19 protein-coding genes are annotated in these 25,457 nt (G+C 63.3%); 5 read left to right on the top strand and 14 right to left on the bottom strand.

Going from position 1 to position 25,457, the window contains the following annotated elements:
* Positions 1-126: 126 nt before the first annotated feature.
* The 5 genes from H7688_RS12555 to H7688_RS12535 all read left to right on the top strand — a co-directional run bounded on the left by H7688_RS12555 (position 127) and on the right by H7688_RS12535 (position 9,256).
* The gene (locus tag H7688_RS12555; protein ID WP_183361459.1) at positions 127-1,281 is read left to right on the top strand and encodes a glycerate kinase; all 1,155 of its coding nucleotides are present in this window, start codon (positions 127-129) and stop codon (positions 1,279-1,281) included.
* A gap of 344 nt (positions 1,282-1,625) precedes the next feature.
* Positions 1,626-3,587, top strand: a complete 1,962-nt coding sequence (locus tag H7688_RS22650; RefSeq protein WP_183361458.1) for a response regulator — start codon at positions 1,626-1,628, stop codon at positions 3,585-3,587.
* A gap of 263 nt (positions 3,588-3,850) precedes the next feature.
* The gene (gene tpx, locus H7688_RS12545) at positions 3,851-4,354 is read left to right on the top strand and encodes a thiol peroxidase (RefSeq protein WP_183361457.1); all 504 of its coding nucleotides are present in this window, start codon (positions 3,851-3,853) and stop codon (positions 4,352-4,354) included.
* A 287-nt stretch (positions 4,355-4,641) separates the two neighbouring features.
* The gene (locus H7688_RS12540) at positions 4,642-5,892 is read left to right on the top strand and encodes a DNA polymerase Y family protein (RefSeq protein ID WP_183361456.1); all 1,251 of its coding nucleotides are present in this window, start codon (positions 4,642-4,644) and stop codon (positions 5,890-5,892) included.
* Between the two features lie 379 nt (positions 5,893-6,271).
* Positions 6,272-9,256, top strand: coding sequence for a DNA polymerase III subunit alpha (locus tag H7688_RS12535; RefSeq protein ID WP_183361455.1), 2,985 nt, complete (start codon positions 6,272-6,274; stop codon positions 9,254-9,256).
* A gap of 88 nt (positions 9,257-9,344) precedes the next feature.
* Here H7688_RS12535 and H7688_RS12530 read toward each other — a convergent pair whose 3' ends face one another.
* The 14 genes from H7688_RS12530 to H7688_RS12465 all read right to left on the bottom strand — a co-directional run bounded on the left by H7688_RS12530 (position 9,345) and on the right by H7688_RS12465 (position 25,389).
* A complete protein-coding gene (locus tag H7688_RS12530; RefSeq protein WP_183361454.1) occupies positions 9,345-10,223 on the bottom strand; it encodes a tetratricopeptide repeat protein in 879 nt (292 codons plus the stop codon).
* Positions 10,224-10,502: 279 nt separating this feature from the next.
* Positions 10,503-11,822: an MFS transporter gene (locus tag H7688_RS12525; protein ID WP_183361453.1), complete on the bottom strand. Its 1,320-nt coding sequence runs from the start codon at positions 11,820-11,822 to the stop codon at positions 10,503-10,505.
* Positions 11,819-12,286, bottom strand: coding sequence for a MarR family winged helix-turn-helix transcriptional regulator (locus tag H7688_RS12520; protein ID WP_183361452.1), 468 nt, complete (start codon positions 12,284-12,286; stop codon positions 11,819-11,821). Before H7688_RS12520 ends, H7688_RS12525 begins: the two co-directional genes overlap by 4 nt.
* 200 nt (positions 12,287-12,486) lie before the next feature.
* Positions 12,487-13,641: a cell division protein FtsZ gene (gene ftsZ, locus H7688_RS12515; protein ID WP_183361451.1), complete on the bottom strand. Its 1,155-nt coding sequence runs from the start codon at positions 13,639-13,641 to the stop codon at positions 12,487-12,489.
* A gap of 111 nt (positions 13,642-13,752) precedes the next feature.
* Positions 13,753-14,988 (bottom strand): cell division protein FtsA, encoded by a 1,236-nt coding sequence (gene ftsA, locus H7688_RS12510; protein WP_183361450.1) that lies wholly within the window; start codon positions 14,986-14,988, stop codon positions 13,753-13,755.
* Between the two features lie 16 nt (positions 14,989-15,004).
* Positions 15,005-15,832 carry a cell division protein FtsQ/DivIB gene (locus H7688_RS12505; RefSeq protein ID WP_183361449.1) on the bottom strand — a complete coding sequence of 276 codons (828 nt, stop codon included), beginning with the start codon at positions 15,830-15,832 and terminating at the stop codon, positions 15,005-15,007.
* A gap of 100 nt (positions 15,833-15,932) precedes the next feature.
* Positions 15,933-16,850 (bottom strand): D-alanine--D-alanine ligase, encoded by a 918-nt coding sequence (locus tag H7688_RS12500; RefSeq protein WP_183361448.1) that lies wholly within the window; start codon positions 16,848-16,850, stop codon positions 15,933-15,935.
* Positions 16,851-16,869: 19 nt separating this feature from the next.
* The gene (gene murB / locus H7688_RS12495) at positions 16,870-17,769 is read right to left on the bottom strand and encodes a UDP-N-acetylmuramate dehydrogenase (RefSeq protein ID WP_183361447.1); all 900 of its coding nucleotides are present in this window, start codon (positions 17,767-17,769) and stop codon (positions 16,870-16,872) included.
* A gap of 2 nt (positions 17,770-17,771) precedes the next feature.
* Positions 17,772-19,154: a UDP-N-acetylmuramate--L-alanine ligase gene (gene murC / locus H7688_RS12490; RefSeq protein ID WP_183361446.1), complete on the bottom strand. Its 1,383-nt coding sequence runs from the start codon at positions 19,152-19,154 to the stop codon at positions 17,772-17,774.
* Positions 19,155-19,240: 86 nt separating this feature from the next.
* A complete protein-coding gene (murG, locus tag H7688_RS12485; protein WP_183361445.1) occupies positions 19,241-20,314 on the bottom strand; it encodes an undecaprenyldiphospho-muramoylpentapeptide beta-N-acetylglucosaminyltransferase in 1,074 nt (357 codons plus the stop codon).
* Complete coding sequence (ftsW, locus tag H7688_RS12480) at positions 20,311-21,414, bottom strand: putative lipid II flippase FtsW (protein ID WP_281379465.1); 1,104 nt, start codon at positions 21,412-21,414, stop codon at positions 20,311-20,313. Before ftsW ends, murG begins: the two co-directional genes overlap by 4 nt.
* Positions 21,411-22,772 carry a UDP-N-acetylmuramoyl-L-alanine--D-glutamate ligase gene (gene murD, locus H7688_RS12475; RefSeq protein WP_183361502.1) on the bottom strand — a complete coding sequence of 454 codons (1,362 nt, stop codon included), beginning with the start codon at positions 22,770-22,772 and terminating at the stop codon, positions 21,411-21,413. The genes ftsW and murD overlap by 4 nt, the downstream gene beginning before the upstream one ends.
* A 131-nt stretch (positions 22,773-22,903) precedes the next feature.
* Complete coding sequence (mraY, locus tag H7688_RS12470; RefSeq protein WP_183361444.1) at positions 22,904-23,980, bottom strand: phospho-N-acetylmuramoyl-pentapeptide-transferase; 1,077 nt, start codon at positions 23,978-23,980, stop codon at positions 22,904-22,906.
* Positions 23,980-25,389 carry a UDP-N-acetylmuramoyl-tripeptide--D-alanyl-D-alanine ligase gene (locus tag H7688_RS12465; RefSeq protein ID WP_183361443.1) on the bottom strand — a complete coding sequence of 470 codons (1,410 nt, stop codon included), beginning with the start codon at positions 25,387-25,389 and terminating at the stop codon, positions 23,980-23,982. The genes mraY and H7688_RS12465 overlap by 1 nt, the downstream gene beginning before the upstream one ends.
* Between the last annotated feature and the right edge of the window lie 68 nt (positions 25,390-25,457).

The raw sequence follows: 25,457 nt of genomic DNA, 5'->3' as shown, positions 1-25,457 counted from the left end.
TATCCGTAAGCAACCGGTGACTGCAGGCACAAGCGGTGTCATTACAGCACAGAGGTGCTGATTTTACTAGCGCTATTTCATGGGGCGGTGTATGAGAGAGCCCAGATGTCTTCCCGGAGGTAGTGCATGAACATCGTCATCGCACCGGACTCGTTCAAGGAGAGCCTTTCGGCTCCCGACGCCGCCCAGGTTCTCGCCGAAGGGTTCCGCGAAGTGTTCCCCGAGGCCCGTTTCCACCTGGTGCCGCTTGCCGACGGCGGCGAGGGAACTGCCGAGGCCCTTGCTGCGGCCACGGGAGGGAGGCTCGTGCCGGCCCGGGTCCGCGGTCCGCTGGGGGACCCGGTCGAGGCCCGTTTCGCGCTTCTGGGCGACGGCAGCAGCGCGGTGGTGGAAATGGCGGCCGCCAGCGGACTCACCCTGGTCCCGCCGGCCCGGCGCAACCCTCTGGAAACGACGAGCTACGGCACCGGGGAGCTGATCCGGGCGGCGCTCGATGCCGGCGCGCGCCGCCTTCTGGTCGGGATCGGCGGCAGCGCCACCAACGACGGCGGCGCCGGGATGCTGCAGGCCTTGGGGGTCGCCCTCCTGGATGCCGCGGGGCACCCGATCCCCCCCGGGGGGGCCGGCCTGGAGCTTCTGGCCCGCATCGACACGCGGGGACTCGATCCCCGCCTGGCCCAGTGCAGCATCGAAGCCGCCTGCGATGTGGACAACCCGCTGGTGGGCCCCCGGGGAGCCAGCGCGGTGTTCGGGCCGCAAAAGGGGGCGACGCCGGAGATGGTGGCGCGCCTGGATGCCGCTCTGGGACACTTCGCCGCAATCATCGAGCGCGACCTGGGACAGGCGGTCGCCGGGGTACCCGGTGCAGGCGCCGCCGGCGGCATGGGGGCGGCCCTGCTCGCCTTTCTGGGGGCCACACTGCGGCCGGGGATCGAGATCGTGCTTGATGCGGTCGGTTTGGAGGCACTTCTGGAGGATGCCGACCTGGTGGTCACCGGCGAGGGGCGCTGCGACGGCCAGACTGCGTCCGGCAAGGCTCCCCTCGGAGTGGCACGGCTCGCCAAGAAGTTCGGCACCCCGGTCCTGTTGATTGCTGGATCCCTGGAGCCGGAAGCGGCACAGCTGCGCCACCAGGGGATCGATGCACTTTTTGCGGCTGTGTCGCACCCCTGTCACCTCGCTGAGGCCCTCGAGCAGGCCGCTGCGAATCTGCGCCTGGCGGCCAGCAATGCCGCGGCAGCGCTGCGCGTCGGGATGAAGCTGGGATCCCGGCCTCGCTAGCGGTGCAGAATATTCCCACAGCGACAGCATTCTCCGCCCGAGCGAAATTGAAGTAAAAAATAATTAGTACACCCGAAACATTCTGCTGGAATTATTACATAATCCCCATTCTCTCAATTAAACCTGTTGCATTCTATTAGGCAATACGCTATAAGCGCAGCTAATCCAATTGAGCAAGAAAAACAACTTGCTTCTGGACCAACTACAGTAAACTGTTATACTGAATGAGTCACACCCTCAGCGACTCTCCCACTCAACGAAGGGGTGTGTACATACATTTGCAGGAATGGCCGGCGACACCTTGACGTTATGACCTATCTGATCAGCCTTGTATCGGGTTTGACATGAAATCCCTGCAACAGACGGTACAAACTATTGCGCTGCTCATCGTGGAAGACGACGCATCGGCTGTCGACTCCCTCAGGCAGACCATTTCCCTCAAGTACCCCGCCTTCCAGGTCTGGGTGGCCCACAACGGCCGCATCGGGCTCGAGCTTTTCCGGCAGCACCGCCCTGACATCGTGATCACCGACGTGAACATGCCCGAGATGAACGGCATCCAGATGGCGGCGCAGATCAAGGAGATCGATCCCACCACCAAGATCATCGCGGCCACGGCGATCAGCGAGACCCTCTTTCTCATCGACGCGGTGCGCATCGGCATCAGCCGCTACATGCTCAAACCGATCGAGTTCTCGGCACTTTTCGACTCCATCGACGACTGCGTGGCGCGCATCACTATGGAGCGCCAGCTCAAAACGCAAAACGACTTCATCGGCAAACTCTCCAGCGTCATCGAACAGAGCAGCGACCTCGTACTGATCACCAGCGCGCAGGGGACCATTGCGTACAGTAATCCCCGTTTCAGCGAAGTCACCGGCTATGACAAAGACGAGGTAGCCGGACAGGCCTTCCGCATCCTGATGGACAGCGCCGCCGAGTTCGCACCGGACACCCAGCTCTGGGAGACCATCGCCCAAGGCTCGCACTGGCACGGCGAGGTGCTCTGCACCAAAAAGGGGGGTGGCCGCTTCAGCGCCGAGCTCGCCATCTCGCCGCTCACCGGGGCGCACGGAAACCTCGAGCTGGTCGCGGTGATGCACGACATCTCCGAGCGCAAGGAGGCCGAGGCCGAACGCCGGCGCCTGGAAGAACAGATGCTGCACGCCCAGAAGCTGGAGAGCCTGGGGGTGCTTGCGGGGGGGATCGCCCACGACTTCAACAACATCCTCATGTCCATCATCGGCAACGCGGACCTCGCCCTGATGCGCATCAACAAGGAGTCTCCCGCGGTGGAGAACCTGCGCCAGATCGAGAAGGCTTCGGCGCGCGCCGCGGATCTCGCCAAGCAGATGCTCGCCTACTCGGGCAAAGGGAAGTTCGTGGTCGAGCATCTCGACCTCAACATCCTTTTGGAAGAGATGGTACACATGCTCGAGGTTTCGGTCACCAAGAAGGCCAGGTTGCGCCTGAACCTCACCCGCCCGCTCCCCGCGGCCGAGGTGGATGCCACCCAGATCCGCCAGATCGTGATGAACCTGGTGATCAACGCCTCGGAAGCGCTCGGCGACGACAACGGGGTGATCGCCATCAGCACCGGCTGCCAGGATTGCGACGCCAACTACCTGCAAAACGTCTGGCTGAGCGAGAACACGAAACCGGGGCGCTACGTTTACCTCGAGGTCGCGGACACCGGATGCGGCATGAACCGCGAGACCCTGAGCAAGCTCTTCGATCCCTTCTTCACGACCAAGTTCTCCGGGCGCGGACTGGGGATGGCCGCGGTGCTCGGCATCGTGAAGGGGCACAAGGGGGCGATCCGCGTCTACAGCGAGCCGGGCAAGGGGTCGACCCTGAAGATCCTGCTGCCGCTCAGCGACCGCCTGATCGAGCCGGCACCCCGGGAAGAAGAGGAACCCGAGGTACCCGGCGGGGGTACGGTGTTGTTGGTGGACGACGAACAAACAGTGCGCAACATCGGTTCGGAGATGCTCAAGGAACTCGGATTCATGACGGTGACGGCGGAAGACGGGCGCGAGGCGCTCAAGATCTTCCAGGAGGTCTCCCACATCGACTTCGTGATCCTGGATCTGACCATGCCCCACCTGGACGGCGAGCAGTGTTACCGCGAGCTGCGCAAGCTCGACCCCCAGGTGAAGGTGATCATGACCAGCGGCTACAACGAGCACGAAGTCACCCAGAAATTCGTTGGCAAGGGGCTTGCGGGATTCCTGCAGAAGCCCTACAAGGTGTCCGAACTCAAGAAGATGATCGCTTCGCTGAACCTGCCCAACGTCCCACTGTAACAGAGGTCCGCACGCTTTCTCTCAGCTCTCCTCGTCCCGCGGCACAAGCTGCACGGTATGGCGACTGCCGGCTCACCAGTTCCTGGAGCAGCTGTTACCTGTCAGGTTTTTGTCCCATCGTTACCAGTCACCATTGCAGCAGATCACCTTTTCCCTTGCGGTGGGGACCTGCGCAGCCTCAGTTGATCCATAAAAGCCGCGTCTGCTGCTTGCAATCGGAGAGAAATGCCGTAGGCTTTGTGCAAAAATTGCAGGAGGAACCAATGCCGAAAGTCACGTTCAAAGGTAATCCGATAACGCTGGTAGGGCCGGAGCTCCAGGCCGGTGCTGCCGCTCCCGATTTTTCCGTGGTCGACAACGGTCTGGCGCCGGTGACGCTCGCCAGCTACCCGGGGAAAGTGAAGATCATCAGCGCCGTCCCTTCGCTGGACACGCCGGTCTGCGACACCGAGACGCGCCGGTTCAACCAGGAAGCCGCCGCCCTGCCGGGTGACGTGGTGGTTTTGACCATCAGTCTGGACCTCCCCTTCGCCCAGAAAAGGTGGTGCGGTGCCGCCGGCATCGACAAGGTGGTCACCCTTTCCGACTACCGCGACCGCTCCTTTGGAACCGCCTACGGCGTGCTCATCGACGAGCTGAAGCTGCTTTCCCGTTCGATCTTCGTCATCGACAAGGAAAACGTGGTCCGCTACATCCAGCACGTCCCCGAAGTAACCCAGGAGCCCGACTACGCCGCCGTCATCGCCGCCGCGAAACAGCTCCTGTAACGCCGAACCGCCCCACATGCCCGTGAGCCGTCTGCCGATCCTGGCAGGCGGCTTTTTTTGTCCACCCGACAATTCCGGGAACCACATCCCCGCTCCCGCGAGAGGAGAGGGGACTCTCTGAGCGGTATTCCCGAAACTTCCGAAAGAACCTTGCATCCCGCCGATTCCGCCCCCCCGCCCTCCGTGCGTCTTTCCGAAAAACAGTTGACACGCAATGGTTATCAAATGATACCTCTTAAGCAGAAGGCAAAAACCCTGTAGATCAGCACATTGTCGAGGAAGCTCACGTGGACCGGCACATTCTGCACCTTTCCGTACCGGCTTTCCCCATCGCCCTGGCCCGCGTGGTACAGGCGCAGTTGCGCGGCAGGCCGGTTGCCGTGGCACCGCTTAACTCGGAGCGCGCCCTGCTGCAGTGCGTCTCGAGCGAGGCTGCGGCGGAAGGGCTCCACGCCGGCACCTCCATCTTCCAGGCGCGCAAGAGCTGCCCGTCGCTCATCGTCATCCCGCCCGACCCGCACCTCCTGAGCAAGGGGAGCCGTGCGCTCACCGAACTCTCGGCCGAGTTCACACCGGTCGTCGAGCCGGGGCTGGGTCGGGTCTACCTCGATCTCACCGGCTCGCGCCGGCTCTTCGGCCCGGCCCGCGACGTGGCAAGCCGCCTGGAACGCCGTATCGCGATGGACATGGGGCTTTGCGCGATGGCGGGTACCGGCGGCAACAAGCTGGTGTCGCGGGTTGCCGCCGACGCCATGGAGCAGCCGGGTGTCTTCGACGTCTTTCACGGCGCCGAGCGCAGCTTCCTGGCGCCATTTCCCGTCCAGGTACTCCCCGGTGTGGGGGGCGCACGCCAGGCGCTGCTGTTGCGCGACCTGAACCTGCAACGGGTCGAGCAGGTGGCCGAGCTGTCGGTGCCGCAACTGCGCCTGGCAGTCGGACCCTTCGCGCCGCTGTTGCACGACCGCGCCTGTGGCATCGACCGCACGCCAGTCCAACCCCCGCGCCTGAGCACCGAGATCGTGGAGGAGGGTCTCCTCGACCAGGACGAAAACGACGATGCGGTGCTGTTGAGCGAACTGTTGCGCCTGGTGGAGGGGTGCGGGCTTAGGCTGCGCCGGCTGGGGAAAGGAGCCGGCAAGGTCTCCTTGACCATAACTTATGTCGATGGAGTTACCGAGGAGGGGAGCCGCTCCCTACCGGTGCCGCTCTCACTCGACCTCGAGCTCTTGGGCATCGCGGAGGAGCTTTTCTTCGCCACCTGCAGGCGCCGGCAAAGGGTACGCGCTCTGAGGCTTTCCTGTGACAAGGTGGGGGAGGCGGCCGGGCAGTTGGAGCTCTTCGCACCGATTCTCGCTACTCGTTCCCAGCGCCAGGTCGATCTGCAGGAAACCCTGGACAACCTGCGAGCCAAGCACGGCGACGCCGCCGTCCGCTGGGGGAAGGCGATCCCGCTGCGCCGCGAATCGCTCACCCTGAGCGGACCAGCACCGGTCTGGGACCCGGAACGCTGCAAGTACATGACGGTTACCAAGAACTGACGGGAGGAGAGGTGTCCTGCCCAATTCGGCAGAGCAGCCCTCCTTAGGTACTTCCGGGATACTGGGAAGTGTCGAAATGGCGCTGTCTACTGACTGGCGGCATCGGGTTCCCCCCCTTGTGAGGGGGGACAGGGGGTGATTTAGCGCTATGGACAAACCTGGACGCACTAGCACCCGCAGTCAAATCCCCCTCGGTCTCCCCTTCGGGAGGACGTGTGGTCACCTGTTCTGTTATGTGGAACAGTCGTTGGTGCCAGACTTCTTGAGAAATAAGCTTTGAGAAGCAAGTACCTTTGCTTGGGCAAGATAATTCCCAACCATGATCCGCCCGGCGCCACCTACAAGCACAGGCGTATTATTACCTGGAAGGCCTCATCAAATGTTCGTCCATCTGCACGTCCACTCATCATTGTCCCCCAACTGGGGTCTGCATGCACCGGAGCGGCTCTGCGCCGCGGCCCGGGCCCTTGGATACCGAAGCCTTGCCCTTACCGACCGCAACGGCCTCTACGGCATCCCCCGCTTCCTGCAGGCGGCACGGGAGTCCGGCATCACCCCGCTCATCGGCACCGAAGCGGTGACCGCAGAGCATCGCGCCGTCCTTTTGGCCCGCAACGAAGAAGGCTACGCCAACATCTCCCGGCTGGTCTCGGAGCTGCACTGCCGCAGGGAGTTCAACCTGGTCCAGGCGCTCACCGAGTACCGGCACAACGTGGTCGTACTGAGCGACGATGCCAAGCTGGTAGCGACCTTGAAGCGCCAATCGCCCGCCGCACTCTTCGTGGAACTCTCCCCCGGGCATGCGCTGCACCGCTCGCTCGCCCTGGCGCGCGACCTCGACCTCCCGCCGGTCGCCACCGCGCGGGCAGTTATGCTGGAACACCCAGACCTCCACCTGCATCGCGTGCTCCGGGCGATCCACCTGAACACCAAACTATCCCGCCTGAAGCCGGAGGATACCTGCGACGCCGACCTTTTCCACCCGCCGCAGCGGATGGCCGAGTTCTTCCCACACTGCCCCGAGGCACTGGGAAATACCCTCCGGGTGGCGGAACTCTGCAGCAATGACTGGGACTTCTCGCGTACCATCTTTCCCGCCTTCCGCGGTCTCGGGGGCGACAGTGCCTTTTCCGAGCTTACCCGCCGCGCGCGTGAGGGGGCATTTTGGCGCTACGGGGCAATCGACGGGAAGGTCGAGTCCCGGCTCACCAAGGAACTCGACATCATCCGCGACAAGGGGTTCGCACACTACTTTTTGGTGGTCGAGGAGATCTCCAAGCAGTCCGAGCGCACCTGCGGCCGGGGGAGCGCGGCGGCCTCGCTGGTCGCCTACTGCCTGGGGATCACCCACGTCGACCCGATCCGACACAACCTCTTCTTCGAGCGTTTTTTGAACGAAGGGCGCACCGATCCGCCGGACATCGACATCGATTTCCCCTGGGACGAGCGCGACGCCATCCTCGATTTCGCCTTCGCCCGCTACGGCGCCCAGCGTGCCGCCATGGTTGCCAACCATGTTGGCTTCAAAGGGCGCTCGGCACTGCGCGAGGTGGCCAAGGTGTACGGCCTGCCGGACTACGAAATAAAAGAGATGACCGAGCGGATCTCGGGTTTCTGGAAATCGGAGCAGACCGCGGCCGCCATCTCCTCGCACCCGCTGTTTAAGGGGGAGCGAATCTCTTCGGACTGGCAGGAGATCATCGGTACCGCGCAGCGCTTAGGGGGCCAGTTGCGTCACCTTTCGCTGCACTGCGGCGGCTTGGTCATCGTGCCGGACGAGATCCGCAAGTACGTCCCGGTGGAACTCTCGCGCAAGGGACTGCCGCTCATCCAGTGGGAGAAGGACCAGGCGGAGGATTCCGGACTGGTAAAGATCGACATCCTCGGCAACCGTTCTCTGGCCGTGATCCGCGACGCCATGGCGAGCGTCAAGAAGCAGGGAGGGGGCGAGATCGACTACGCCTCCTGGCGCCCCTTGGACGACGCGAAGACCCAGGACCTCTTGCGCCGCGGAGGTACCATCGGCTGCTTCTACCTGGAATCCCCCTCGATCCGGCTTTTGCTGCGCAAGATCTGGAGCACGACGGCCACCAGCGCGACCTTCGGGCTCGACCTCTTTGAGGTGCTGGTGCAGGCCTCGTCCATCATCCGTCCCGCCGCTAACAGCTTCATCCAGGAGTACGTCGCCCGGGTGCAGGGAAAGCCCTGGAGCCACCTGCACCCGCTGTTACAGAGCGTCCTCGACGAGACCTTCGGGATCGCCATCTACCAGGAGCAGATCACCCAGATCGCCATGGAGCTCGCCGGGTTCTCCGCCTACGAGGGGGACCAGCTGCGCAAGATCATCACCAAGAAGCACCGCGAGAAGCGCCTGGCCGACTATCGAACCAAGTTTTTCGCAGGGGGCGCCGCACGGGGGGTGAGCGAAGCGGTGCTCGCCCAAATCTGGGAGCAGATCCTCTCCTTCTCCGGCTACTCGTTCTGCAAACCGCACTCGGCAAGTTATGCGCTGTTAAGCGGGAAGGCAGCCTTCATGAAGGCGCACCATCCGGCAGCCTTCATGGCAGCGGTTATCTCCAACCAGGGGGGCTACTACTCGGCCTTCGCCTATATCTCCGAGGCGAGGCGGCTGGGGCTCACCATCCTGCCGCCGGACGTCAACGACAGCGACTACCCGTACCGCGGCACGGGTGAGAGCCTCAGGGTGGGGCTCATGCAGATCGAGGGGCTGACCCGGGAGGGGGCGGAAAAGCTCGTGAAGGAGCGCGAGCGCGGCAGGTTCCGCTCCTTCAAGGAGTTCCTGGAGCGGGTGACGGTATGCCGCTCCGACGGCGAGCGGCTCATCAAGGCGGGTTGTTTCGACAGCATCGAAGGGCTTACCCGGCGCCCGGCGCTCTTGTGGGAGCTCTTGCACTCCCAGCAAAAGACTTCGGGGCTCCTCTTCGAGCAGCAGACCGAGCTCCCTGCCCCGCCCCCCTACGACGCGCGGCTGGTACTGCGCCAGGAGTCGGAGAGCCTCGGGTTCCTGGTCTCGCGCCACCCGCTTACCCTGTACAAGGAGGCCTGGCTCAGGCACCGGCCCATCAAAGGTGCCGAGATGCTCGACTACGCGGGGAAGTGGGTCACCATGGTCGGCTGGTGGATCACCACCAAGATGGTGGAGGACAAGCGCGGCAGGCCGATGGAGTTCGTCTCCTTCGAGGATGTGAGCGCCATTTTCGACGCCACCTTCTTCCCCGATGTCTACGCGAGGTTCTGCCGGAAGCTCTCGCAGCGCCGCCCCTACCTCATCAAGGGGATCGTCGAAGTGGAGTTCGGCGTGGCGACCCTGAGGGTCAAGTGGGTGGGCTTTCTGGACGAGTGAAGGCTCCGCCGGTAAAAAAATACCCCCTCGGCGGACCGAGGGGGCGAGCGGGACAAAGGTGACCGTAGCTGGTCATCGAAATGAGTCGTTAACCTCGCCAACCGTGCTGCATCAGAACGCGCTGGGCCGGGGTGTGGTGCATGTCCGCGGCGGCCTTGATGAGGGCCTGGGCCAGAAATTCGGTCTCGGGCTGCGCCACGAAGTGCTCCCCCTGCCAGAGCAGAAAGCGGGGGTCCTGTTCCTCGAGCGACTCCTGGGCCACGTCCAGGAAGGCCTGGGCGGTTTCGGGGCACTGCGGCACCCCAAGTCCCATGGCGTAGAGAGCTGCCAGCCTGATCTGCGACTTGAAGTGACCGTATTCGGCGGCGCGGCGGTACCAATAGGCCGCCTCGAAGGAGTTCTGGTACTCGGGCTCCTTGTCGTAGATGAGCGCCAGGTAGTACATGGCGGCCGGCTCGCTCTTGGACGCGGCGGCGTAGAGGAGTTCCAGCGCCTCCTCGATATCCTTCGGGCCGTTTTTCCCAAACAGGTACATCTCGGCCAGGTAGACGGTACTGGGGAGGTATTCGTCGCGGGAGGCGCCCTCCAGGAGCAGACGGGCGTAATCTGGATCGTAGGGAACCGCCACCCCCTCGAGGTGCAGCTTGGCCAGCTCGTGCTTGGCCTGGGGAATCCCCCCCTTGGCTGCGACGGCGAGGAACTCGGCGGCCCGAGCGGTGTCGCGCACCACCCCTTCGCCGGTCAGGTACATGATTCCGAAGGCGAGAGAGCGGGTAGCCTGGAAGGAGGAGACCGACGAGGAGAGCAGCCCCTTCTGGCGCAGCTCGCTGGTGCGTTGTTTGAAATCGATAACCTTGTCACTGGTGTTCGAGAGAATGCTGTCATTTTCACAAGCGCAGTTGCAGGACTCCTGTTCATCAAGAGCCGTGCACTCGCATGTAGTGCCGTGCAGAGTGTCCTTTGTCATAGCAGTGCCTCATCAAGTGCAACAGGAACGAGTATCAAAGTGAAGCCAGTAGATCTTGTGCCATCGTTTTACAACTTACATGCCACTTCAGGAGGGGATCTGTATCAAAGGCACAACCTGCTGATTCTGCGCAGCTAAGTTTTCACCTCACTGCGCACCAAATGCCCTGACACCCCTGCCAATTTTCGCTATATCGCGTAAGGTATTGGCAAAAAAGCAGATGACCGGCGTTTCCACCGGCCCTTGCCCCCCGGCAAGCGGCAGCTATCCCGGGCTCACCTAGTTGGTTGCGTCTGCCGGTATTCCAGGCAGTGCTGCCTTGTTGATACGCAGGACCAACCCGGCCGCGAGCAGGCAGATGACGCCGGACAAGAGGAACGCGACCAGGTAATCGCCCAGGTAGGTCCGTACCGTGCCGGCGAACGTGGCGGCGAGCGCCGCGCCAACCTGGTGGCTGGCGAAGATCCAGCCGAACATCACCCCGACGTTCTCCCTGCCAAAGGAATCGGCGGTAAGCCGCACGGTCGGGGGAACCGTGGCGATCCAGTCCAGGCCGTAGAAGATGGCGAAGGCGGTGAGACTCCACTGCGGTCCCCCCAGGGCGAAGGGGAGCCCCATCAGGGAGAGCCCGCGCAGCCCGTAGTAGCAAAAGAGCAGGTTGCGGCTGTCGTAGCGGTCCGAAAGCCACCCGGAAAGCGTGGTGCCGAAAAGGTCGAGTACCCCCATCATGGCAAGCAGCCCGGCAGCTTGTACCTCGGGGATGCCGTGATCGACGCAGGCCGGGATCAGGTGGGTGCCGATGAGCCCGTTGGTGCTCGCCCCACACACGAAGAAACTTGCCGCCAGAAGCCAGAAGTCCCGGGAGTGCATGCCTCGCTCCAGCCCCCCCAGCGCGATGCGGAACGGGTTGCCGGTGGGGCGCAGCAGGGTCTGGTCCGGCTCGTCCGGGGGTGCACCGTAGGGCTTCAGGCCGACGCTCTCCGGGTAGTTGCGCATGATGACGAGCACCAGGGGGAGGATGACCAGGGCAGCGGAAGCGATGAGCAGTGCCGCGCTGCGCCACCCCTTGGTCTCGGTGAGCGAGGCGAGGTACGGGAGGAACAGGAGTTGCCCCGTGGCGACGCTCGCGGTCAGGACCCCCATCACCGTCCCCTGCCCTTTGCGGAACCAGCGCGCGGTGACCGTGGCGCTCAGGCTGTTGGTGAGCATACCCGCCCCGCAGCCGACCAGCACCCCCCAGATGAGCACCATGTGCCAGGGCCGGGTCATGAGCGTCGTGGCGCTAACGCCGACCGCGAGCAGGGTGAGCGCGATGGCCATGGTGCGCCGTACCCCGATCTTGTCGTAGAACGCAGCGGCAAAGGGGCCCATGAGGCCGTAGAGCAAAAGGTTCACCGAGATGGCGATGGAGATGGTGGCCCGCGTCCAGCCGAACTCGTGCTCGAGGGGAACGATGAGTACGCCCGGTGTGGAACGGATCCCCGCCACGGTGAGCAGGGTCAGGAAGGTGATGGCGGCGACGAACCAGGCATAGTGCAGGCGGCGCCCTTTTTCCGGTGGCGGGTTCTCATAAGGTGGTGCGTCGTCGTGGTGTGTCACGGGGATTCCTCCAGGTGGTTCAAAACAAGGTGATCAGAGAGGGTTTCCAGGGAGGTGACGAGGGTCGTCAGCTGGTTCAGCGCAGCGCTTCCCAGGTGATCCTCAATCTGCCGCTGCGCCAGTCCCCAAAGAGGCCGCGCCTTATCGACCATGAGGTGCCCTGCCTCGGTGATGCGGATGGCACGCTCACGCGGATCGCCGGCCTCCGGGTGGTCCTCGATGAAGCCGGCCGCCTGGAGACTCTTCAGGTTGCGCACCAGCGTGGTGCGGTCCAGCCTGAGGATCCTGGCGAGGTTGCTGCTACTCAAGGGACCCGAGCGGGCCACGTTGGCCAGCACCGAGTACTGGGTGATCTTCAGGTCCACCGGCTCCAGGGCCTTGTCGTAGATCCGGGTGATGGCCCGGGAGGCCCGGCGCAGATTGACGCAACTGCAGACACTGGGATTCGGATTGGGAGTTTTCATTGCGTGCTCCTGCCGCATTTACTGATGCGTGTATATGCACGTATATCACCCGGAGGATTCCAGCGTCAATCGGAAATCTTCTACCATGGCGGATGGAAAAATGACGGGGACACAGGAGCAGGTATTCTGCAAGGAGGCACAAAAAAACCCGGCCTCCCTTTCGGGGGACCGGGCACTTTCAACTGGTTTTGCAGATCGATCTAGTCGACGGACTTCCTGAGGAAGGTCGGGATGTCGTACTGGTCCTCGTCTTCCATCATGAAGCTGTTGCGATGGCTGGTGCGGGTGTCGCGCTGCTGCTTCTCGCGGATGAAGGTCGGGATCTCGCGGTTGATCTCGGTCTGCTTGACGAGCGGTGCCACGTTCTTCATTTCGTGACGCCCCTTCTCGAGATCGAAACGGTCGCCAAAGCCGGTAGCGATGGCGGTGATCTTGATGGTCTCTTCGAGGCTCTCGTCGATCACCAGACCGATGATGATGTTGGCGTCTTCGTGCACCTTCTCGTGGATGATCTTGCTGGCCGCGTCGAACTCGTCCATGGTCATGGAAGCGGAGCCGGAGATGTTGACCAGGACCCCCTTGGCGCCGGAGATGTCGATGTCCTCGAGCAGCGGGCTCGAGATGGCGCGGACCGCGGCGTCGATGGCGCGGTTTTCGCCGTTGCCAATGCCGATACCCATCATGGCCATGCCGCGCTCGCTCATGATGGCCTTGACGTCGGCGAAGTCGACGTTGATCAGACCGGACTGGGTGATCAGGTCAGAGATACCCTGCACCGCCTGACGCAGCACGTCGTCGGAGGGCTTGAAGGCATCAAGGATGGACATGGACTTGCCGGCCAGGCCGAGCAGACGGTCGTTGGGGATCACGATCAGGGAGTCGACGTGTTTCTTGAGCTCCTTGATGCCGTCCTCACCCTTGGCCAGACGCTGACGCCCCTCGCGGGTGAACGGCTTGGTCACGACGCCCACGGTGAGCGCACCCTGCTCGCGAGCCACTTCGGCGATGATGGGAGCCGCGCCGGTACCGGTGCCGCCCCCCATACCGGCCGCGATGAAGATCATGTCCGCGCCCTTGAGCGCCTCGGCCAACTTCTCCTTGTCCTCGAGCGCGGCGTCGCGTCCCACGTTGGGGTTCGCGCCGGCGCCGAGGCCCTTGGTCAGCTGGGCTCCGAGCTGGATCTTCATGGGCGACTTCGACATGCGAAGCGCCTGTGCATCGGTATTTGCAACGATGAAATCGACCCCGGTAACCCCGCACGTGATCATGGTGTTAACGGCGTTGCCACCGGAACCACCGACACCTATGACCTTTATCTTCGCACTCTGGTCGATGCTTTCATCGAACTGAAACATATTCGCTCTCCCCTTTTGTCGCGCCCCCCGGCGGTTAATCAATATTAGGCGTTTTTATACAGGTTTTTGCTGACGATTGGAAGCTCAAAATGCCGTCAAAAGACGTTTTTTTTAGAAGAACTCTCCAAACCATTCCTTCATTCTTCTGGTCACCCTGCGGAAGACAGTATCATCGGTTTGCGCAGTGGGGAATTCATGCACTCCGATGTTTTTGCTGCCATAGACGACGAGGCCTACTCCAGTTGCGTAAACCGGTGAATTCACGACGTCGGTCAGTCCACCAATGCGTTGCGGCAGTCCACGGCGCACCGGCAGGTTGAAGATCTGCTCGGCGAGTTCCGGCATCCCTTCCAAAATGGTGCTGCCGCCGGTGATCACCACGCCCGAGGCGATCAGGTCCTCGAGACCGCTCTTCACGATCTCACGGTTCACCAGGGTGAAGATCTCCTCGACGCGCGGCTCGAGGATTTCGCACAAGAGCTGGCGCGACAGGATGCGCGGCTTGCGCCCGCCCACGCTCGGGACCTCGATGGTCTCGTCCTTGCCGACCAGCGAGGAGAGGCAGCAGCCGTACTTCTGCTTGATGCGCTCGGCTTCGGCCATCGGAGTCCTGAGCCCCACGGCGATGTCGTTGGTGAGGTGGTTGCCGCCCAGGGAGAGCACCGAGGTGTGCTTGATGGCGCCGTCCACGAAGATGGCGATGTCGGTGGTGCCGCCGCCGATGTCCACCAGCGCCACGCCCAGTTCCTTCTCGTCGGCCGAGAGTACCGCCTCGGAGGAAGCGAGCTGCTCGAGGACGATGTCGGCGACCTCGAGGCCGGCGCGGTTACAGGATTTCACGATATTCTGCGCGCTCGCCACGGCACCGGTGACGATGTGCACCTTGGCTTCCAGGCGCACGCCGCTCATCCCCAGCGGTTCGCGGATGCCGTCCTGATCGTCGATGATGAATTCCTGGGGGAGGATGTGGATTACCTCGCGGTCCATCGGGATGGCGATCGCCTTGGCGGCCTCGATGACCCGCTTCACGTCCTCGGGCGAAACCTCGCGGTTCTTGATGGCGATGACACCCTGGGAATTGAACCCCTTGATGTGTCCGCCGGCGATCCCCGCGTAGACCGACTTGATCTCGCAACCGGCCATCAGCTCCGCCTCCTCGATCGCCTTCTTGATCGACGCGACGGTGCTTTCTATGTTGATCACCACGCCTTTCCTGAGCCCCTTCGACGGACTGGTACCGATCCCGACGATGTCGAGGCCGTCCTCGGTCAGGTTCCCCACGATGGCGCAGATCTTGGTCGTGCCGATGTCGAGACCTACGATCAGATTATCCCTTTTGCCGGACATGCTCCCCCCCTTGTTGCTACGCTTTTTTCACTATGATCTTGTCACTGTAATCCAGGTCAATGTAGTCCAACGCCTGCATCTGGGGCTTGAGGTCCCGATAGATGTTCCCCAGGCGCGCCAGCTTGTCGGCGAAGCCGCCGTTACCGAGCTTCACCGGAACTCCCCCCTGCATGGTAAAGAGGGTGAAGCCGTATCCCTTGTCGTAGTGGATCTCGGAGACGTCCTCGAGGCTGAACACTTGGCCGGCCTTGAGGCTGTCGATGAGCGCCAGCGCCCCCTTGAGCGCCTCCTTGCTCCCGTTGGGGTCGCCCTGCACGTCCTGCTCGGTGAGCCCGGTGACCAGCGGGTAGTCGAGCTGGTCTCCTTCCATGAGCGGCTTGAAGAGCTCCCCCTTGGCGTCCACGTAGTAGAGGCACCCCACGTTGGCGACCGCGCGCGGCGTGCGCTCGGCGAGCCGGATGGAGAGGGTGTGCGGGAAGAAACGCTGCACCTGGACCTTCTCGATCCAGGGGTTCTTGGAGAGTTCTTCCGCGATCGACTTAAGCTTGATGCCGAGCATGGGGTCGCCCGGTTTCACCCCGGCCAGCGCGATGATCTCGCTGCGCGAGAGCCGGGAAAGCTGCGACACCTCGATGGCCTCCAGACGCAGGAAGGTGGTGTGCGCCACGAACCGGTAGAGATGCACGCCGCCGAACACCAGCGCGGTCGCGAGGGCCGCCCCGCCGATCCCCCTGGAGAGCCAGGTAAGGATCGGGCGCCAGTTGATCGGCTTCCGCTTTTTGGGTGCTTTCTTCACCCGGTTCTGCGGAGCCTGGCGCTTATTTTTTACGTGCATGTCGCGCATGAAGTACCGTAAATCTCCCCGACCGTCCGTCGGTTAATAACTGACTGTTTTCACACTTTCGATTGCCGATTGTCAATCGTTTTTAACGTCGCCAGGCAATTTAAATTTTAAGTCCCGAGCCGAGCAGTATCCGCTCGATGAGTTCCGGGAAATCGATACCCGCTCCGCGGGCGATTTCCGGCAAGAGACTCAGGTCCGTCATCCCCGGGAGGGTGTTCACCTCGAGGATGTAGGCCTCGCCCGCCTCGGTCACCAGGAAGTCGACCCGGCTGTAACCGTCGCAGCTCAAGGCGGCATGGGCCACTTCACCGGCCTTCAAAACCTCGGCGTAGATCGGAGACGGCAGCCTGGCCGGCAGGATGTGGTCCGCCATGCCCGGGGTGTACTTCGCCTCGAAGTCGTAGAACTCGTTCTTGGGGACGATCTCGATGGCACCTAACGCCGTGCCGTCCAGGATCCCGACCTGCACCTCGCGGCCGTCGATGAAACGCTCCACCAGCACCTGATGGTCGTAGCGGAAGGCCTCGTCGAGCGCAGCGTCCATGTTGGCCGGGTCCTTGACGATGCTGACCCCCACCGAGGACCCTTCGCGAGCCGGCTTCACCACCGCGGGGAGCGCGAAGGAGAGCGGACGTTTCTCGCCGCGGCGCAGCACCTGGTAGGGAGCCACGGTAAGCCCGGCAGAGCGGAAAACGATCTTCGAGAAGACCTTGTCAATGGCGAGCGCGCTGGCGAGTACGCCGGAGCCGGTGTAGGGGATCCCCATGAGCTCCAGGACGCCCTGGACCGAACCGTCCTCGCCGAAGCGACCGTGCAGGGCGACGAAGGCGATTTCGATGCCGTCGGCCGCGAGTTGCCCCGGCAGGTCGCGACTCACGTCGATCCCCACCGCCCGGTACCCCTTGGCCTTCAGGGTAGCCAGCACTGCGGCGCCACTTTTCAGCGACACCTCGCGCTCGGCGGAAAGCCCGCCCATCAGGACACCGATCTTTTTAGTTTTAAGCTCCTCAAGCGTCATGGCGTGTTCCTTACTATCGTTAGTCTTCCCCGACGATCCGGACTTCTTCCTGCAGCTCGGCGCCGCTTACCGCCAGCACCTTCTCCTTGATGAGTGCCGCCAGTTTCAGGAAATCGCCGGCGCTGGCGCCCCCGCGGTTCACCAGGAAGTTGGTGTGCACCTCGGAGACCTGCGCACCACCGACCTGGTAGCCGCGCAGGCCGGCCTGGTCGATGAGCTGCCAGGCCTGCTGCCGGGGGGGGTTCTTGAAGAAGGATCCCGCGTTGGGAAAGCCGACCTTCTGCGCCCCCCCGCGGTGCGCCAGGAAATCCTTCATGGTTGTTTCTACGCTGCTGCGCTCCCCCTCTGCCAACTGGAGCGTCGCGGCGACCACGACCTCACCGGGTTCCAGGGTGAGGTGGCGGTAGCCGAAGTCGAGTTCGTCGCTGGTTCTGCTGAGCACCTTGCCGCTGCGCACGGTTACCAGGCTCTCCACCCGCTTCAGGGTTTCCCCGCCGTGGGCGCCGGCGTTCATGGTGAGCGCGCCGCCGAAGCTGCCGGGAATGCCGACCAGGAACTCGATACCGCTCAGGGCAGACTCGGCGGCGGTTTTACAGAGTCTCGCGTTACTGACCCCTGCGCCAACCTCCAGCCGCTGCCCGGGAAGCAGCAGCAGCTGATCCAGGCGTTTGAGGGATATGGCACAGCCGCGGAAACCGCCGTCCCGCACCAGGAGGTTGTAGCCGCCGCCTACCACGAAGTAGGGGATCTGCTCCTTGCGGAGCACGGCCAGGGCGTTTTGCAGATCGGCTAAGTCCGCCGGCTCCAGGTAGAGCGCCACGGGTCCGCCCACCTTGAGGGAGGTGTGGCGTGCCATCGGTTCGTTCCTTCTCGCCTCGCCGCGCAACCCCGCCAGTACGGTCTCGAGCCCGTTCAGCAAGGTTACTGCTCCCCCTTGGCTGCCAGCCGCTCCAGCATCACCTCGCCCACCTGCCAGATGTTACCGGCACCCAGGGTGAGCAGGATGTCGCCCGGCTGCAGCACCTGCTCCAGGTGCTGGTAGAGGGCCTCGCGGTCCGAGATCCAGGTGACGTCCTTCTGGCCGTGCCTGCGGATGCGGGTGCTGAGCGCCTCGGCGGTGACCCCTTCGATGGGAGCCTCGCCCGCCGGGTAGATGTCGGTGAGGAGCAGCACGTCCGCATCGTGGAACGCGGTGACGAACTCCTCGAAGAGTTCCTTGGTCCGCGAGTAGCGGTGCGGCTGGAACGCGACGACCAGGCGGCGATCCCACCCCGACTTGGCGGCGGCCAGGGTGGCACGGATCTCGGTCGGGTGGTGGCCGTAGTCGTCAACCACCATGACACCGTTGGCGCCACCTTTCATCTGGAAGCGGCGACCGACACCGCCGAAGGCTGCAAAGCCGGCCTGGATGGTCTCGAACGGCACGTCGAGTTCCATGGCGACCGCGATGGCGGCGAGGGCGTTCAAGACGTTGTGGGCGCCGGGCATGGCGAAGGAGATCTCGCCCAGGCGGGTTCCCTTGTGGTGCGCCACGAAGCTGGTCGAGAAGCCGGAGAGCTTCACCTCGGTGGCCCGGAAGTCGGCCTGGGCCGACAGGCCGTAGCTGGTGAAGCGCTTCTTCACCTTGGGGAGGATCTCTGCCACGTTCGGGTTGTCGAGGCAGAGGACCGCCAGTCCGTAGAAGGGAACCTTGTTGATGAATTCGACGAAGGTGTCCTTGATCTCCTCGATGCCGCTGTAGAAATCCAGGTGGTCGGCGTCGATATTGGTCACCACGGCGATGGTCGGGGACAGGAGCAGGAAGGAGCCGTCCGACTCGTCCGCCTCGGCCACCAGGAACTGCCCCTGCCCGAGGCGCGCGTTGGTGCCGATGGAGTTGAGGCGCCCGCCGATCACGATGGTCGGATCGATCCCCCCCTTGGAGAGGAGCGTCGCTACCATCGAGGTGGTGGTGGTTTTCCCGTGGGTGCCGGCCACCGCGATGCCGTACTTCATGCGCATCAGCTCGGCGAGCATCTCGGCGCGCGGGATCACCGGGATCAGGTTCAGGTGCGCCTCGACCACCTCGGGGTTATCCTCGTGCACCGCGGAGGAAATAACCACCACGTCGACGTTGTTCAGGTTCTCCTTGGCGTGGCCAAAGTAGATCTCGCCACCCAGTCCGGCGAGGCGCTCGGTTATCTCCGAGGCGCGCAGGTCGGATCCGGAAACCTTGTAGCCCAGGTTCAGGAGCACCTCGGCGATGCCGCTCATGCCGATGCCGCCGATACCGACGAAATGGATCTTCTCTATTTTTCCGTACACGAAAACTCCTAAAGGTTGTTCTAGGTTCTACCTTGGAAAACGTTCCCTTGCTGGTTCCTGCCCTAACGAAGAACGTAGAACGGTTTCTATTTTTCCATCATCGCCGACACGATGACCTGGGCGGCGTCGAGTTGCGCGAGGCCTCGGGCGTTGCGCTCCACGGCGGCCAGGCGTTTCGGGTCTTCCATGAGTTCCCTCACCTGCGTGGCCAGGACCTCCCCGCTTAAATCCTCCTCCACGATGAGGAAACCGGCCCCTTCGTTCACCAGCGACTCAGCGTTTTTGCGCTGGTGGTCGTCGGTGGCGTAGGGAAACGGTATGAATACGCAGGCCTTGCCGCAGGCGGTGATCTCGGCGATGGTGGTCGCTCCGGCACGGCAGACCACCAGGTCGGCGGCTCCGTAGGCGGCGGACATGTTGTCGATGAAACTGGTCACCTGGGCCTGAAACCCGGCGGTGCGGTAGGCATCGCGCACCAGCACCTGGTCCTTTTCACCGGTCTGATGGGTGATGCGCAGCTTCTCCTTCACACCCTCCAGAAAAGGAAGCGCCTCGATGACCGCCGTGTTGATGCGGTGCGCGCCGGCGCTGCCACCGAAGATCAACAGGCTGAAGACCTCGCTGACGCGCTGGGCGCGCTCCTGGAAGCCCCAGAGGATCTCCTTGCGGATCGGGTTGCCGGTCATGAGCGTGCTGTTCTTCGGGAAGAAGGTCTCGGCCTCCTTCATGGAGATGAAGACGCGCGCCACGAACCGCCCCAAAAGTTTGTTGGCCAGGCCGGGGAAGGCGTTTTGCTCGTGGATGAAACTCTTGATCCCCATGCCGCGTGCCGCCATGACCAGGGGAGCCGAAGCGTAGCCGCCGACACCGAGCACCAGGTCGGGCTGGAACTCCTTCAGGATCTTCCGGGACTGGGCGTAGCCGTAGAGCATGCGCCCCGCGCTCAGGAACTTTTTGGCCGTGCCGAGCCCCTTCACGCCGCTTGCCGAGATGAGGGCCAGCGGGTAGCCGAGCTTGGGGAGCAGGCGCGCCTCGATGCCGTGGCTCGTGCCGACGAAGAGCACCTCGTTGGCCGGGTTGAGCGCCAGGAACTCCTCGGCAATCGCTATGCCGGGAAAGAGGTGCCCCCCCGTACCGCCTCCTGCAATGACCAGCCTCATGCCGCAACCCTCATCTTGGTGGACACGTTGAGCAGGATGCCCACCGCGCAGAGTGTGATAATCAGCGAGCTGCCACCGTAGCTCACGAAGGGAAGCGCGATCCCCTTGGTGGGGAGCATCCCGGTGACCACCGCCATGTTGATGAAACCTTCCAGCCCGATGAGAATCGCGATCCCGAACGCAAGGAAGCGACCGAAGTTATCCTCGGCCGCAATCGCCACCCGTATGGAGCGCTGCACCAGCAACAGGAACATGGAGGCTATCACGATGACGCCGATGAAACCCAGCTCCTCGCCGCAGACCGACAGGATGAAGTCGGTGTGCGCCTCGGGGAGGTAGAAAAGCTTCTGTTTCCCCTCGCCCAGCCCCTGCCCAAAGATCCCGCCGGTCCCCAGGGCCAGCCAGGACTGGATGATCTGGAATCCGGCGTCGGTGGGATCCTGCCAGGGATCCAGGAAGGCCGTGATGCGCCGCATCCGGTAGGCCTTGGTGAAGATCAGGAAGCAGACGCCGGGGAGCGCGACCAGGAGCATGCCGACGATGTACTGCACCCGGGTCCCGGCGGCAAAGAGCATCACGATGGCGACCGCCCCCATGGTCATGGCGGCACCCATGTCGTGCTGGCACAGGAGCACCACGATGAAGACGCCCAGGATCAACAGGTACGGGAAGAAGCCCGACATGAACTGCTTCAGCTTGTCCTGGCGCTTGTCCAGCGAGTAGGCCATGTAGATGATGAGCGCCACCTTGGCCAGTTCGGAGGGCTGGAAGTTGAACCCGGGAAGCCGGATCCAGCGCGAGGCACCCTTGGCGGTCCCGCCGATGCCGGGGAGAAACACCAGAAGGAGCAGGAAGAAACAGGTGAAAAAGAGCGGCACCGCCCACTTCTTCCAGACGTGGTAGTCGATCTGCATCAAAACGCCCATGCCAATGAACCCGATCAGGGCGAAGAGGGATTGGCGCTTCAAGAAGTAGAACCCGTCGTGGAACTTCTTGGCTGCCATCACCGAGGAGGCGGAGTAGACCATGACCACGCCGAAGCAGGTGAGGATCACCGCCATGACGAGGACTATGATGTCGAACCCCTCAACCCGTTTCACCGCGTGGCCTCCTCTTCGAGTGCGCGTACCGCGGCCTTGAAGCGCTCGGCGCGCTCCGCGTAATCCTTGAACATGTCGAAGCTGGAGCAGGCCGGCGAGAAGAGTACCACGCCGCCCGACTGGGTCAGCTTGCCGGCGAGTTCCACCGCCTCCTCGAGACTCGAGGTGAGGTGGGTATCGGTCAGGTGACCGAGCTCCTCGTTGATGCGCACCCGCGCCTCGCCGATGAGGACCAGGTGGCTCACCCGGCTGGCGACCAGGTCGGCCAGAGGCTGGTAGGAGCCACCCTTGTCCTTGCCGCCGGCGATCAGGGTGATGTTGGCGGGAAAGCTCTCCAGCGACTTCACTACGCTCCCCACGTTGGTACCCTTGGAGTCCTCGTACCAGGAGACTCCGTTAAACTCGGTGACGAACTCCATGCGGTGCGGGAGCCCCTTGAAGGTGCTCACCGCCTGGTAGGCGCAGTCGCCGTCGCAGCGCAGGAGGAGCGTCGCGGCAAGGCTCGCCATGATGTTGTCCAGGTTGTGCACCCCTTTGAGGCGGAAACCGTCGGTCCCGAAGCGGAGCACCCTGCCGCTGTGGGCAAAGGTGATGAACCCGTCGCGGTAGCTGATCCCCTCTTCCAGTTCCTGAAGCCGACTCATCGGGAAGACGCGTGCCGTGAGCTTGTCGGCGCAGGCGGCGACCAGCGGGTCGTCGATGTTCAGGACCGCGAAATCCTCGGGGGTCTGGTTCTCGAAGATGCGCAACTTGGCGTCGATGTACTCCTGGAAGCTCGCGTAGCGGTCCAGGTGGTCCTCGGTCAGGTTCAGAAGCACCGCCACGTTGGGGCGCAGGCTCTCGATCCCCTCCAGTTGGAAGGAAGAGAGTTCCACAACGACGCGGTCCACCCGCTCGCCGGAGCTGGCCAGCTCGATGAGCGGACGGCCGATGTTGCCGCCGACAAAGGTGTCAAAGCCGCAGGCCTTGAAGATCTCGCCGGTAAGGGTGGTCGTGGTGGTCTTGCCGTTGGTGCCGGTGATGGCGACCATGGGAGCGTTGATGAACCAGGAGGCGAGTTCCACCTCGCTCACCACGCGACGGTGCTGGGAGCGCGCCATCTGAAGCGGCTTGATGTCCATGGGGACGCCCGGGCTTACCACGATGAGGTCCGCCATCAAAAAGCTGTGCGGCACGTGGCGCCCCAGCTCCAGGTTGAGCTCCAGGTCGGACAACTCCGCCAGGCTCTCGGCGAGTTTCTCCTCGTCGCGCATGTCCGTCACGGTCACCTGGGCGCCCTGCTGCGCCAGAAAGCGCACCACCGCCACCCCCGTGCGGGCCAGTCCCACCACCAAAACATTTTTGTCGTTCAGTTCCATCATTTTTCGCCTTGCCATGCCGAAGTCCGGGGCGGGCCCCGCCGGGGGCGGAACGTCCCCGAAAAACTCAGCATACTACCTCAAAACCACCCTGATTTGCGGAAAAAATGGTGAGTATCCGCTTAGGCCCGCTACCTCATCTTCAGGGTCGAGATCGCCACCAGCGCGAGGATGATGGTGATGATCCAGAACCGCACGATGATCTTGGGCTCCGCCACACCTTTCAGTTCGAAGTGGTGGTGGATCGGCGCCATCCTGAAGATGCGTTTGCCGCGGTACTTGTAGGAGCCGACCTGGAAGATGACCGAGAGCGCCTCGACCACGAAGACGCCCCCCACGATCACCAGGAGGATCTCCTGCTTGGTGAGGACCGCCAGGGTTCCCAGACCGCCGCCCAGGGCGAGCGAGCCGACGTCGCCCATGAAGACCTCGGCGGGGTACGAGTTGTACCAGAGAAACCCAAGTCCCGCGCCGATGACCGCGCCGCAGAGGACCGCCAGTTCGCCGGCACCCGGCACGTACGGGATCGCCAGGTAACCCGAGAGCTTGGCGTTGCCGGCGATGTAGCAAAAGAGCATGTAGGTCGCGGCGTTGATGGCGACCGGCCCGATGGCCAGACCGTCCAGGCCGTCGGTCAGGTTGACCGCGTTACTCGCCCCCACGATGACGATGGTGACAAACGGGATGAAGAGCAGTCCCAGCTCGGGGTGCACCTTCTTGAAGAAGGGGAGATAGAGTTCGGTGGAGAAACCGGGGAGGTTGTAGAGCGTGATGGCGACGGCGCCGGCCAGAAGGATCTGCCAGAACATCTTCTGGCGCGGCGAGAGCCCTTTCGGGTTCTTTTCCACCACCTTCTTGTAGTCGTCGAAGAAGCCCAAGAGGCCGTAGCCGCCGATGATGAAGAGGGTAAGCCAGATGAAGGCGTTTCGCAGGTCGGCCCAGAGCAGGGTCGGGACGATGATGCAGACCAGGATGAGGACGCCGCCCATGGTGGGGGTCCCCTGTTTTTTCAGGTGCGACTCGGGGCCGTCGGTGCGGATCACCTGGCGGGCCTGCAGCCCCTCCAGCTTGCGGATCACCCAGGGGCCCACGATGAAGGAAAGCACCAGCGCCGTGATCATGGCGTAGATGGTGCGGAAGGTCAGGTACTTGAAGACGTTGAACAGCTTGTAGCTCGAGGCGAGCGGGAAGAGCAGGTGGTACAGCATCAGTTATTTCCTCCTTGCACCGGAGTCTCCAGGGCATCCCGCACCGCCTGCGCCACCCGCTCCATGCGCATGCCGCGGGAACCCTTGACCAATACACAATCGCCCGGCTGCAACCAGGCCAGCAGGTCCGTGGCGATCTCTTCGTGGCTCTGCGCCACCAGGACCTGATCGGATTTCATTCCGGCACCCAGGGCACCTTCGGCAATCAGCTTACCCAGGTCGCCCAGGAGGTAGAGCCGCTCCACGTTGGCCGCGGCCTGCCTGCCGAGCTCACGGTGGGCCTCTTCGGTCCCCAGCCCGAGCTCGAGCATGTCGCCCAAAACCGCCACGGCACGACCGGCATCGCAGATCTCCTTCAGGGTCGTGAGTGCCGCGTTCATCGAGGCGGGATTGGCGTTGTAGCTGTCGTCGACCAGCACCACTCCGGCATGCTCCTCCAGCTGGAAGCGCTTGTCGTACGGGGTGAACTCCTCGAGCCCCTGCTTGATCACCTCGCCGGGAATCCCCAGCGCGTAGGCCGCGGCGGCCGCCGCCAACGCGTTATAGATGTTGTGGCGGCCATAGGCGGCGAGCTCTACCGGGAACTCTTCGCCGGGGAGCCGCAGGGTGAAGCTTTCACCCTTCTTGCCCAGGCTCTTGATGGAGGCGCTACTTACCTCGGCGCCGCGCAGGCCGAAGGTGAGCCGGTTCACGTCGGCGTGGGTCGGGCACTTGGAGATGAGCGGATCGTCTACGTTGTAGATGGCAAAGGCGCCGTCTTTCAGACGCAGGAAGAGCTCCCCCTTGGCCTTGGCTACCCCTTCCACGCTCCCCAGGGTCTCCAGGTGCGCCGGGAAGGCGTTAGTGATGATCCCCAGGTCCGGTGCCGCGATCTCCGCCAGGCGGTCGATCTCCCCGAAGGCGCTCATCCCCATTTCCAAAACGGCCCAGCGCTCCTTGCCGGTGAGGCGCAACAGGGTGAGCGGCAGGCCGATCAGGTTATTGAGGTTCCCCTCGGTCTTAAGGCCCGGGCCGGTCTGGGTCAGGATGCGCGCCAGCATCTCCTTGGTCGTGGTCTTGCCGTTACTGCCGGTAATTCCCACTACCTTGATCTTGAAGCGGCGCCGGTGCCAGGCTGCCAGGTCGCCCAGGGCCTTCAGGGTGTCGGCAACCACTACCGCAGAGCAGCCGGCCGGGAGCTCATGGGCCGCCTGCCAGGCGGCGTCCACCAGGAACAGGGTGACGCCGCGCTGCGCCGCGGCGGGGATAAAGTCATGGCCGTCGAAGCGCTCGCCCCGCAAGGCCACGAAGAGCTGTCCGCCCGAAACGCTGCGCGAGTCGGTGGAGACGCCGGTTGCGCTCGCGCCCACCTCGCCCAGCACGGTGCCGCCGGTTGCCTGGGCCAGCTCTTCAAGGGTAAATGGTGCCATTACTGCTCCTGCTCGATATTTTTAAGCGGACCGATCCGATCATGCGGATGTGTCCGATATTCGATACA

Origin of the sequence: Geomonas limicola (assembly GCF_014193675.1) — a bacterium.
Classification (GTDB): Bacteria; Desulfobacterota; Desulfuromonadia; order Geobacterales; family Geobacteraceae; genus Geomonas; species Geomonas limicola.
Note: the sequence above shows the minus strand (reverse complement) of the source record. Positions and strands in the feature narration are given on the sequence as shown.